9 protein-coding genes are annotated in these 11811 nt (G+C 73.2%); 7 read left to right on the top strand and 2 right to left on the bottom strand.

Annotated elements, in window-relative coordinates; genetic code table 11:
• Window positions 1–9: 9 nt before the first annotated feature.
• The 5 genes from leuS (at window position 10) to holA (ending at window position 8430) form a co-directional block, all read left to right on the top strand.
• A complete protein-coding gene (gene leuS, locus JAV76_RS05090; protein WP_372403158.1) occupies window positions 10–3000 on the top strand; it encodes a leucine--tRNA ligase in 2991 nt (996 codons plus the stop codon).
• Between the two features lie 35 nt (window positions 3001–3035).
• Complete coding sequence (locus tag JAV76_RS05085; RefSeq protein ID WP_307843999.1) at window positions 3036–3878, top strand: DegV family protein; 843 nt, start codon at window positions 3036–3038, stop codon at window positions 3876–3878.
• Window positions 3879–3941: 63 nt separating this feature from the next.
• Complete coding sequence (locus JAV76_RS05080; protein WP_307843998.1) at window positions 3942–4814, top strand: helix-hairpin-helix domain-containing protein; 873 nt, start codon at window positions 3942–3944, stop codon at window positions 4812–4814.
• Window position 4815: 1 nt separating this feature from the next.
• Window positions 4816–7359, top strand: coding sequence for a ComEC/Rec2 family competence protein (locus JAV76_RS05075; RefSeq protein ID WP_198732941.1), 2544 nt, complete (start codon window positions 4816–4818; stop codon window positions 7357–7359).
• Between the two features lie 51 nt (window positions 7360–7410).
• Window positions 7411–8430, top strand: coding sequence for a DNA polymerase III subunit delta (gene holA / locus JAV76_RS05070; protein ID WP_198732940.1), 1020 nt, complete (start codon window positions 7411–7413; stop codon window positions 8428–8430).
• A 111-nt stretch (window positions 8431–8541) separates the two neighbouring features.
• On the opposite strand, the gene rpsT is transcribed toward holA, so the two are convergent.
• The gene (rpsT, locus tag JAV76_RS05065) at window positions 8542–8802 is read right to left on the bottom strand and encodes a 30S ribosomal protein S20 (protein ID WP_198732939.1); all 261 of its coding nucleotides are present in this window, start codon (window positions 8800–8802) and stop codon (window positions 8542–8544) included.
• Between the two features lie 176 nt (window positions 8803–8978).
• Entirely contained in the window at window positions 8979–9551 is a 573-nt protein-coding gene (locus JAV76_RS05060) for a type II toxin-antitoxin system PemK/MazF family toxin (RefSeq protein WP_307843997.1), read from the bottom strand.
• Between the two features lie 169 nt (window positions 9552–9720).
• Here JAV76_RS05060 and JAV76_RS05055 point away from each other — a divergent pair, with 169 nt between their 5' ends.
• Together JAV76_RS05055 and JAV76_RS05050 are read left to right on the top strand one after the other, a co-directional pair.
• A complete protein-coding gene (locus JAV76_RS05055) occupies window positions 9721–10092 on the top strand; it encodes a DUF485 domain-containing protein (RefSeq protein WP_198732938.1) in 372 nt (123 codons plus the stop codon).
• Window positions 10089–11744, top strand: a complete 1656-nt coding sequence (locus tag JAV76_RS05050) for a monocarboxylic acid transporter (RefSeq protein WP_198732937.1) — start codon at window positions 10089–10091, stop codon at window positions 11742–11744. Before JAV76_RS05055 ends, JAV76_RS05050 begins: the two co-directional genes overlap by 4 nt.
• Window positions 11745–11811 lie beyond the last annotated feature (67 nt).

Genomic DNA, 11811 nt, shown 5'->3' with positions numbered 1-11811 from the left:
CTCGCCCGGGTGACCACGCAGGATGCACCCAGCTCGACCGTCCCTCCCACCGGTGACGGTGCCGCCCCGACCGCGCAGGGAGCGGGCGGCGTCCCCGGTGAGCCCGCCCACCGCTACACCGCGGCCCTCGCGACGGACATCGAGCTCCGGTGGCAGCAGCGCTGGCAGGAGCTCGGGACCTTCCACGCCGCCAACCCGTCGGGAGGGCTCACCGACGCCTCGGGGCAGCACGCCGACCCGGCGAGCCCCAGCTTCTTCGTCATGGACATGTTCCCGTACCCCTCGGGTGCCGGGCTGCACGTGGGGCACCCGCTCGGGTACATCGCGACGGACGTGGTCGGCCGGTTCCGGCGCATGCTCGGCGACAACGTGCTCCACGCCCTCGGCTTCGACGCGTTCGGTCTGCCCGCCGAGCAGTACGCGGTCCAGACGGGCCAGCACCCGCGCGTCACGACCGAGCAGAACATCGCGAACATGCAGCGCCAGCTGCGCCGGCTGGGCCTGGCGCACGACGACCGCCGGTCCTTCGCCACGACCGACAGCGACTACGTGCGCTGGACGCAGTGGATCTTCCTGCGGATCTTCAACTCCTGGTACGACGAGAGCGCGCCGCGCCCCGACGGCGGCACGGGCCGCGCACGCCCGATCGCGGAGCTCGAGGCCGAGTACGCCGCGGGCACGCGGGCGACGCCCGACGGCCGCGCGTGGGCGGACCTCACCGTCGGCGAGCAGCGTGCCGTCGTCAACGACCAGCGCCTCGCCTACGTCTCGGACGCCCCGGTGAACTGGTGCCCGGGGCTGGGCACCGTGCTCGCCAACGAGGAGGTCACCTCGGACGGCCGGTCGGAGCGCGGCAACTACCCCGTCTTCCAGCGCAGCCTGCGCCAATGGAACATGCGGATCACGGCCTACGCCGACCGCCTCGCGGACGACCTCGAGCTCATCGACTGGCCCGACAAGGTCAAGGCGATGCAGCGCAACTGGATCGGCCGCTCCGAGGGCGCCCACGTGACGTTCACCGTGCCGGGCGCACCCGCCGTCGACGACGCTCCCGCGGGCATCCAGGTGTTCACGACGCGACCGGACACCCTCTTCGGGGCGACGTTCATGGTGGTCGCCCCGGAGCACCCCGTGCTCGCGAGCGCCGTGCCGGCCGCCTGGCCGGAGGGCACCCCCGAGGCGTGGACCGGAGGGAGCGCCACCCCGGCCGACGCCGTGACCGCCTACGCCCGACAGGCGGCGGCGAAGACGGCCGTCGAGCGCCAGGCCGACGCGAAGCAGAAGACCGGCGTGTTCACCGGGATCGTCGCGGAGAACCCCGTCAACGGCGCCCAGGTGCCCGTGTTCACCGCCGACTACGTGCTCATGGGCTACGGGACGGGCGCCATCATGGCCGTCCCCGGCGGCGACGAGCGCGACCACGCCTTCGCGGAGGCCTTCGGTCTGCCGGTGATCCACACGGTCGACGCACCCGAGGGCACGCCGGAGGGCGCACGGACCGGTGACGGCGCCATCATCAACTCGTCCAACGACGAGATCAGCCTCGACGGCATGTCCGTCGCCGACGCCAAGAGCGCCATCATCGCGTGGCTCGAGTCGCGCGGCGCCGGGACCGGCACGGTCACCTACCGTCTGCGCGACTGGCTGTTCAGCCGTCAGCGCTACTGGGGCGAACCGTTCCCGGTCGTCTACGGCGACGACGACCAGCCCATCGCGCTGCCGGACTCCGCGCTGCCCGTGGACCTCCCCGAGGTCCCGGACTACTCGCCACGCACCTACGCCGCCGACGACGCCGACTCCTCCCCGGAGCCGCCGCTGGGCCGCAACGACGACTGGGTGACCGTCACGCTCGACCTCGGCGACGGACCGCGCTCCTACCGGCGCGACACGAACACCATGCCCAACTGGGCCGGGTCCTGCTGGTACTACCTGCGCTACCTCGACCCCACCAACAGCGCGGCCGGCGCGGACGCCCCGGTCGACGCGACGCTCGACTCCTACTGGATGGGGCCGCAGCACAACGCGACCGCCGGAGCCGCCGGTGGCGTGGACCTCTACGTCGGAGGCGTGGAGCACGCGGTGCTCCACCTCCTCTACGCCCGGTTCTGGCACAAGGTGCTCTTCGACCTCGGGTTCGTCTCGAGCGTCGAGCCCTTCCACAAGCTCTTCAACCAGGGGTACGTCCAGGCGTACGCCTACGTCGACGCGCGCGGCCAGCACGTCCCCGCAGCCGAGGTCGAGGAGACCACCGCCGAGGACGGGACCACCACCTACTCCTGGGGCGGGGAGGCCGTGACCCGCGAGTACGGCAAGATGGGCAAGTCGCTGAAGAACGTCGTCACGCCCGACGAGATGTACGAGGCGTACGGGGCGGACACCTTCCGCGTCTACGAGATGTCCATGGGCCCGCTCGACGTGTCCCGCCCGTGGGACACCCGGGCCGTCGTCGGCTCGCAGCGGTTCCTCCAGCGCCTCTGGCGCAACGTCGTCTCCGAGGACACGGGCGAGCTCACCGTGACCGACGACGCCCCCGACACGCAGACCCTGCGGATGGTGCACCGCACCATCGCCGACGTGCGCGTCGAGATGGAGAACATGCGGGCCAACACGGCCATCGCGAAGCTCATCACGCTGAACAACCACCTCACCGGGCTGGACGCCGTACCCCGAGCGGCGGCGGAGGCGCTCGTCCTCATGACGGCGCCCGTCGCCCCGCACATCGCCGAGGAGCTGTGGGCGAGGCTCGGCCACGAGACGTCGCTCGCCCGCGAGCCGTTCCCGGTCGCCGACCCCCAGCACCTCGTCGAGGACACCGTGACCTGCGTGTTCCAGGTCCAGGGCAAGGTCCGCGGACGAGCCGACGTGGCGCCCGACACCGACGACGCGACCCTCGAGGCGCTCGCGCTCGCCGACCCCGGCGTGCAGCGGGCCATGGACGGCCGCGGGGTCCGCAAGGTCATCGTCCGGGCACCCAAGCTCGTGAACATCGTGCCGGCCTAGCCTCCGTGGCCACGTCACCCCGGCGGGTGCACGTCGTGACCGACTCGACGGCGTCGCTGCCGCCCGACCTCGCCGAGAGGTCGGGCGTCCACGTGGTGCCGCTCGTGGTGGTGGTCGACGGCACGCCCCACCATGAAGGGGTCGACCTCACCACGGAGGACCTCGCCGCGCTCCTCGGCCGCCGAGAGAGGCTCACGACGTCCCAGCCGTCGGTCCAGGCGTTCCTCGACACCTACGAGGCCGCCGCGTCCGCCGGTGCGGAGAGGATCGTCTCCGTGCACCTGTCCGGCGACCTCTCCGGCACGGTGCACGCCGCGGCCCTCGCCGCGCGGTCCAGCCCGGTGCCGGTGGAGGTCGTCGACTCCCGCACCGTCGCGATGGCACTCGGGTACGCGGTGCTCGCCGCCGCCCGCGCGGCCGAGGACGGGCTCCCGACGGCCGACGTGGTCCGGGCCGCCCTGCGGACGGCCAGCGGCAGCACCGCCCTCTTCGTCGTCGACTCCCTCGACCACCTGCGTCGTGGGGGGCGCCTGAGCCCTGCCGCGGCGGCCGTCGGGTCCGTCCTCGGGCTCCGCCCGGTGCTCGGCGTGCGCGACGGTCGGGTGGACGTCGTGCAGAAGGTCCGGGGCCGGGCCGCTGTCCTCGACCGTCTCGTCGCCGCCGCCGTGGAGGCGCTCGAGGAGGAGGGGGCACGCGTCGCGATGCACCACCTCGGGGACGACGAGCTCGTCATGGCCTGTGCGCGGCGGGTGCGGGACGCCACCGGTCAGGACGTCCTCGTCTCACCGGTGTCGGCGGTCCTCGGCGTCCACGCCGGCCCTGGTCTCGTCGCGCTCGTCGTCTCCCGGGACGTCGCCCACAGGTCGGGGGACGGCTGACCTCTCCCCAGGGTGATGCACTGCCGTGGGACGTCCGTGACCGACCGACCTAGCGTCGGGCCCGTGACCACAGGACGGCTCGAGCCCACCCCCCGGCTCCCACCACGGCAGCACCCCTCCCCGCACGCGGACGACGGCGAGCGCCTCAGGGCGGTCTCCGGGCTCATGGGGTCGGTATCCACGGCCTACACGGCGGCGCACGGGCACCCCATGGAGCACGGTGGGCTGGTCGCCCGCGAGACCGCACGACGACGCTGGACCCTGAGCCTCCGGGTTGCTATCACCCTCGGTGTCGTCGTCGCCCTCCTCGGCGGCGGGCTGGTGCTGAGGACGCTCGTCACGACCTCCGAGGACCCCGTGCCCCTCTCCGCGATCGACCCCGTGATCGACCCCGCGAGCGAGTCTGGGGCCGGGGAGGACGGTGGGGCGGAGCCCGCCGGGCCCGGCGACGAGAGCCACCCTGCAGGAGGACCTGGCGAGGGGTCGGGAGCCACGGTCCTCGTGCACGTCGCCGGCAACGTCGTGACACCCGGCGTCGTGGAGATCCCTGCAGGGTCGCGAGTGCTCGACGCGATCGAGGCCGCCGGCGGGGCGACCGGTCTCGCCGACACCGGAGCGGTGAACCTCGCCCGGGAGGTCGTCGACGGCGAGCAGGTGTACGTGCCGCAGGCCGGTGAGGTCCCACCCGTCGTCCCCGGAGCGGGAACGACGGGCCCTGGTGGTGGCCCGGGCCAGGCCGCGGGCGGCGTCGTGGACCTCAACACGGCGACCGTCGACGACCTCGACACCCTCCCTGGGATCGGCCCGGCGCTCGCCGCGCGCATCGTCGGGTGGCGGGACGCGAACGGCCCCTTCACGAGCGTCGACCAGCTCACCGACGTCTCCGGGATCGGCCCCAAGGTGCTCGACGAGGTCCGCGACCTCGTCTCGGTGTGACGTGCCGGTCGTCGACCTCCGCCTGGTCCCCGCAGCCGCCGCGTGCTGGGTCGCGGCCACGGTGCTCGTCGCGGCACCGGGGAGCGTGGTCACAGGCGTCGCGGTCGCGGCGGCCCTCGTCCTTCTCGTCGTGCTCGGCGTTCCGCACGGCCTCGGTGCTGTCCGGGGCCAGGTGCTGCTCGTCGCGTGCACGCTCCTCGTCCTCGCCGCCACGGTCACCGTCCAGGGGGCCGCGCGGTCGGGCGGCCTGGTCGGGGAGATGCTCACCTCCGGGGACGTCGGCTGCCTGCGAGGGGTGGTCGCCTCCGAGGTGGTCCCCCTGCGCTCGGGCGCGCAGGGGGACCGCTACCGCGTCACGGTCCGGGTGACGTCGGTGGCCACGACCGTGGACGCGGGGGACGTGCGCGGCCCGGCGCGCGCCACCGTCCTCGTCCTCGGAGGACCAGAGCTCCTCGACCTGGCATACGGCGCGACCGTCGACCTCCCGGCCACGCTCGGTGCCACGGACGCGGGGGACACCCGCGCCGCCCTCGCCTTCGTGGAGGACGACCCGTCGTCCCTGACGGCGTGCAGGGTCCGCGTCGTCGAACCACCCGGGCCGCTCGGGCGTGCCGTGAACGCGATCCGGGCGGACTTCCTCGACGTCACCGCCGACCTGTCGCCGCAGGCCCGTGGCCTGGTCCCCGGCGTCGCCATCGGCGACACCTCCCGGCTGCCCCCCGACCTCGACGAGGCGATGCTCGCCACGAGCCTCACGCACGTCACGGCCGTCTCCGGGTCGCACTTCGCGATCCTCGCCGCGGCGGTGCTCGGTCTCTGCACGGTGCTGTCGGCACCCCGCTGGGTCCGTGTCGCCGTCGCCGGCGTCGTCATGGCGGGCTTCGTGCTCCTCGTCCACCCCGAGCCGAGCGTCCTACGGGCCGCCGTCATGTGCGCCGTCGCGCTCTTCGCGATCCTCCTGGGGCGCCCCTCCCAGTCGATGGCGGCACTGTGCGTCACCGTCCTGGTCCTGCTCCTCGTGGACCCGTGGATGTCCCGGTCCTTCGGGTTCGTGCTCTCGGTCCTCGCCACGGCCGGACTGGTCGTGGGCACGGCGCCCGTCACCCGGTGGCTCGAACGCTTCGTGCCCCGGTGGGCCGCGCTCGCCGTCGCGGTCCCTCTCGCCGCCCAGCTGGCGTGCGCTCCCGTCGTCGTCCTCCTCGACCCGTCGGTGTCGCTGTACGCGGTCCCGGCGAACCTCCTCGCAGCACCGGCCCTCGTGCCCGCGACGGTCCTCGGTGTCCTCGGGGCGCTCCTCGCGCCGTGGGCACCCGCGGTCTCCCTGCTCCTGGCCACGGGCGCCGGATGGGCGACCGCGTGGATCGCCCTGGTCGCCGAGGTCTTCGCCGACGTCCCGGGTGCTCGCCTCCCGTGGCTCCCGGGGCCGGCAGGCGCGTGGCTCCTCGCCGGGGTCACGGCGGCGGGCGTGGCACTCGTGGCGGTTCGACCTGTCGAGGTCCTGAGCTCTCGCCTGTCCCGTGCGCGACGGTCGCGCGCGGACCGTTCGCGCGGAGCCCCGTCGTGGCGCTCGGACGATGGCACCCGCGACGTGGAACGCGCGGCACGCCACGCCGGAGCGCGCGCCGCGCTCCGGCCCGTGCTGCCCGCGGTCCGGTGTGTGGCGCTGCTCCTCGTCGCCGTGCTCGTCCTCGCCGTGGTGCGCCCTGCCTGGCTCGGGGACCTCGTCCGACGTACCGGCGGCCTCGAGGTGCCCTGGGCGGAGGACTGGGTGGTCGCGTCGTGCGACGTGGGACAGGGGGACGCGACGCTCGTCCGGACGTCACCGGGCCACGCCCTGCTCATCGACGTCGGCCCGCAGGACGGGGGAGTGGGGGACTGCCTCGACGCGCTCGGTGTGGAGCACCTGGATCTCCTGGTCCTCACGCACTTCCACGCCGACCACGTGGGCGGGCTGCAGGAGGCCCTGCAGGGTCGGACGGTGACCGGGGCGCTCGTCTCACCGGTCGCGGAGCCCGCCGACCAGGAGCGGGCGACGATGCGGACGCTCGTCGACGCGGGGATCCCGGTGCGCGTCGCGGGACCGGACCTGCAGGGGACCCTCCCCGGGGGCGGCGGGCCCGACGGAGGTGACGTCCGCTGGTCGGTGCTCTGGCCGGCGACGGGTGCCGGGCTCGGTGCGAACGACGGGAGCGTCGCGCTCGACGTCCGTGCCCAGGGACTGCGCCTGGTGGGGCTCGGTGACCTGGAGACGAGCGGACAGGCGGGGGTGCGGGCCGTGCTCGAGGCAGGCCCCGACGAGCCCGTCGACGTCGTCAAGGTGGCCCACCACGGGTCCGCCACCCAGGACCGGGCGCTCGCAGGGCTCCTCGCGCCGCGCGTCGCTCTCGTGAGCTCGGGTGCGGGCAACACCTACGGTCACCCCACGGTGGACGCGCTCGACCTCTACCGGTCGGTGGGTGCGGCCGTGGTCCGCACGGACCTGTGCGGGACGGTGGGCCTCGTCGTGCGGGGTGACGACGTCCTCGTCGCCGGCTCGTGCCTGTGAGGCCCCGTCGCGTCGTTGGAGACGTGGGTGGGGCCGTGGCACGATCAGCGCATGGCTGCCCCCTCGCGTCGTCCCGCATCCCGATCGTCCTCGGCCAAGCAGCCGGGGCTGACGTGGGACGAGGCGACCCTCGCACCGGTGGTCCTCGTCCACGGCAGCGAGGGGCTCCTCGTCGACCGGGCGGTCGAGCGGCTCACCGGTCTCGCGCGCGACCACGACCCCGAGGTGGAACGCACCCAGGTCACCGCGGCCGCGTACCAGCCCGGGATGCTGGCGGTCCTCACCAGCCCGTCGCTCTTCGGGGAGCCGCGCATCGTCGTCCTCGAGGGGTGCGAGACGGCGTCGGACGCCCTCATCACCGACGTCGTCGACTACCTGCCCCGCCCGGCCGACGACGTGTGGCTCGTCGTCGAGCACCGGGGCGGCGTGCGCGGCAAGAAGATGCTCGACGCCATCCGTGCGTCGGGCGCGCCCGTGGTGACGTGCGACGCGGTGAAGAAGGACGCCGACAAGGTGGCGTTCGCGAGCGCCGAGTTCCGGCGTGCCGGGCGTCGTGCCTCGGCGGGTGCCGTGCGGGCCCTCGTCGAGGCGGTCGGCAGCGACCTGCGGGAGCTCGCCGCGGCGTGCTCCCAGCTCGTGGCCGACTCGGACCGGGCCGTCGACGAGGCGGCCGTCGAGAAGTACTACGGCGGCCGGGTCGAGGCGACCGGGTTCCGGGTGGCCGACGCGGCGATCGCGGGTGACGCCGGGCAGGCGGTCGCGCTGCTGCGGCACGCGCTCGCGACGGGCGCGGACCCGGTCCCGGTGGTCGCGGCCCTCGCGATGAAGCTGCGCACCCTCGCCAAGGTGGCCAGCCTCCGGGGTCGTGGTGGGACGGCCTCCGACCTCGGCCTCGCCCCCTGGCAGGTGGACCGTGCGCGCAAGGACCTCGCGGGGTGGACCCCCGAGGGGCTCGCGACGGCGATCACGGCCACGGCGCAGGCGGACGCCGAGGTGAAGGGCGCGAGCCGGGACCCCGTGTTCGCGGTCGAGCGCGCGGTCCTCACCGTGGCGGGCGCCGCTGGCCGCTGAGGCCCGGCGCGCGCCGGGCACGGTGTCCGGGGACGACGAAGGCGCCACCCCGACACGGGAAGTGGCGCCTTCGCGGTGCTCGACCGCCCCGGAGGGCGGACGAGCGGAGACTCACAGGCCGTTGACGGCCTTCGCCAGAGCCGACTTGCGGTTCGCGGCCTGGTTGGAGTGGATGACTCCCTTGGACACGGCCTTGTCGAGCTTGGTCGATGCGCTGATCAGTGCAGCGGTCGCAGCGTCCTTGTCGCCGCTGGCGACGGCCTCGCGCACACGACGGACGTGCGTCTTGAGCTCGGACTTGACGGCCTTGTTACGCAGGCGCGCCTTCTCGTTCGTGCGGATCCGCTTGATCTGGGACTTGATGTTCGCCACGTGAGGACTCTCTTGTAATTGTCGCCGAAGCGATCTGAACAGGTCGTAGAAGGCAGTTCCAGCGCCGGGACTGGGGTGGGGAACCCGTGGAGAGGCACTGGAATGGTGTCCACCGACCCGGGTGGGCACGCAACTCACAACAGTAGCAGGCGTGCGATGGGTGCTACCAGCCCCGATCAGCGGTCCAGGAGCCCTGCGACGCGCTCGAACGTCGGACGGTCCAGGACGGCGCCCTCGCGGCGGACCGCGGCCGGGTCCACGCGGACCACCCGGTCGAGGCGGACCTCGCTCTCCCTGCCGCGAGGGTCCCACGCCCCGGCGCCGATGTCCGTCCACCGGGGCCCGCCCGTGCCGCGGCGATGTGCGTCGTCGGAGTGGTCCTTGCTCGAGAGCATGAGGCCCAGCAGCCACGCCCCGTCGTGCCCGACGAGCAGGACGGGCCGGTCCTTGCCCTGGGTGTGGTCCTCCTCGTAGGGGACCCACGTCCAGACGATCTCGCCGGGGTCGGGGGCGCCGTCGGGCCGCGGGGCGTACCGGGCGACCATGCGACCGTCGTAGTCGCCGGGGTAGCCCGAGCCGGACGGGCTCGGCGCCGGGCGTTCACCCGTGCCTGCCCCGGGGGCGGGCCGGGGCGACGGTGCGGGGGACCGTCGCCCTGTGGTCGGTCGTTCCTGGCTGCCGGAGGTGCGGGTCGCCCGGCGGAGCGCGCGAGCGGCGACGCCGAGGAGGGTCGTCCATCGTGTGTTCACGCGCGAAATCTACCCGTCACGCGGGCAGTGCCCTGCGCACGGGCTGTGCGCTCCGAGCACGGCCGCAAGGGAACCGACTCCTCCGGGTTGCGGCGGAACGTGCTTTCCGTCACATTTGCTCCGGTGTGCAAGCGCAACGAGGCGCGGCACCCGGACGACTGGAGACGCGATGACCGACCCCTCCACGCCAGGCCCCCTCGACGACGAGCGCGGTCCTGACGGACTCACCCGGACCGACTACCAGACGGTGCAGGACAGCCCGGAGTTCCAGGACCTGCGTCGCAGGTTCCGCCGCTTCGTCTTCCCGATGACCGCGCTCTTCCTCGTCTGGTACCTCGCCTACGTGCTCCTCGCCGACTACGCGCACGACTTCATGAGCACACCGGTGTGGGGGACGGTCAACGTCGGTCTCGTCCTCGGCCTGGGGCAGTTCGTGTCGACGTTCGCCATCACCATGGCCTACGCCCGGTGGGCGAACAAGCACCAGGACCCCATCGCCAACGAGCTCCGCCAGCGCATCGAGGGACGGGACGTCGCATGAGCACCTCCACCACCGCCCAGCCCGTCGTCGTCCTCGCCGCCGAGGACATCGGCAACCCGGTCGTGAACATCGGGATCTTCCTGGCGTTCGTCGCCGTGACCCTCGTCATCGTGCTCCGTGCCTCGCGGACCAACAAGACGGCGGCCGACTACTACGCCGGGGGGCGCAGCTTCACCGGACCCCAGAACGGGACGGCCATCGCCGGCGACTACCTGTCCGCCGCGAGCTTCCTCGGGATCTGCGGCGCCATCGCCGTCAACGGGTACGACGGCTTCCTCTACTCCATCGGCTTCCTCGTCGCCTGGCTCGTCGCCCTGCTGCTCGTCGCCGAGCTGCTGCGCAACACCGGCAAGTTCACGATGGCCGACGTCCTGTCGTTCCGGCTCAAGCAGCGGCCCGTGCGGATGGCCGCGGCCATCAGCACCCTCGCGGTCGTCTTCTTCTACCTCCTCGCCCAGATGGCCGGGGCGGGCGGGCTCGTCGCCCTCCTTCTCGGGATCGACGGCGCCGTGGGGCAGGGCGTCGTGATCGCCGTCGTCGGGGCGCTGATGATCCTCTACGTCCTCGTCGGGGGGATGAAGGGCACCACGTGGGTGCAGATCATCAAGGCGATCCTCCTCATCGCCGGAGCCGGCGTGATGACCGTGTGGGTCCTCGCGAAGTTCGGGTTCAACCTCTCGGACCTCATCCAGGGCGCCATCGACATGTCGGGCAACCCGGCGCTCGCCGAGCCCGGCGCCCGCTACGGGGCGAGCGAGACGAGCAAGCTCGACTTCCTGTCCCTGGCGCTCGCCCTCGTCCTCGGGACCGCCGGCCTGCCCCACGTCCTCATGCGCTTCTACACCGTGCCCACCGCCAAGGAGGCCCGCCGCTCGGTGGTCTGGGCCATCTGGCTCATCGGGATCTTCTACCTCTTCACCCTCGTGCTCGGGTACGGGGCAGGAGCGCTCGTCGGGTCCGACACGATCCTCGCGGCGCCCGGCGGGGTGAACTCCGCCGCGCCGCTGCTCGCGTTCGAGCTCGGTGGCGAGATCCTCCTCGGGGTCATCTCGGCGGTGGCGTTCGCGACGATCCTCGCCGTCGTCGCCGGGCTCACCATCACCGCCGCCGCGAGCTTCGCCCACGACATCTACGCGTCCGTGATCAAGAAGGGCGAGGTCAAGCCCGACGGAGAGGTGCGCGTCGCGCGGATCACCGTCGTGGTCATCGGGGCTCTCGCCATCGTCGGCGGGATCTTCGCCAACGGGCAGAACGTCGCGTTCCTCGTCGCACTGGCGTTCGCCGTGGCGGCCAGCGCCAACCTGCCCACCATCATCTACTCGCTCTTCTGGAAGCGCTTCAACACCCGCGGCGCGCTGTGGAGCATGTACGGCGGGCTCGTCTCCTGCATCGTGCTCATCGCGTTCTCCCCGGTGGTGTCCGGGAAGGTCAACCCGGACGGCACCAGCGCGTCGATGATCCGCGACACGGGGATCGACGTCGCGTGGTTCCCCCTGGAGAACCCCGGGATCGTCACCATCCCGCTCGCGTTCCTCCTGGGGATCGTCGGGACGCTCACGAGCAAGGAGAAGGGCGACGCGGCCAAGTTCGCCGAGATGGAGGTGCGGTCGCTCACGGGGGCGGGGTCCGAGAAGGCCACTACGTCCCACTGAGCCGGCGTCGGGGGGGGGGGCCCGGGGGGGGCGGAGCCGCGCCCGGGGGGGGTGTTTAAAAGGTTGG

The organism is Sanguibacter suaedae (genome assembly GCF_016342785.1).
In the GTDB taxonomy this organism is placed as follows: domain Bacteria; phylum Actinomycetota; class Actinomycetes; order Actinomycetales; family Cellulomonadaceae; genus Sanguibacter; species Sanguibacter suaedae.
Note: the sequence above shows the minus strand (reverse complement) of the source record. Positions and strands in the feature narration are given on the sequence as shown.

Coding starts and splice junctions, on each gene's coding strand:
- JAV76_RS05055 (WP_198732938.1), top strand. CDS start 9,721: ATGACCGACCCCTCCACGCCAGGCCCCCTCGACGACGAGCGCGGTCCT.
- holA (WP_198732940.1), top strand. CDS start 7,411: ATGGCTGCCCCCTCGCGTCGTCCCGCATCCCGATCGTCCTCGGCCAAG.
- JAV76_RS05050 (WP_198732937.1), top strand. CDS start 10,089: ATGAGCACCTCCACCACCGCCCAGCCCGTCGTCGTCCTCGCCGCCGAG.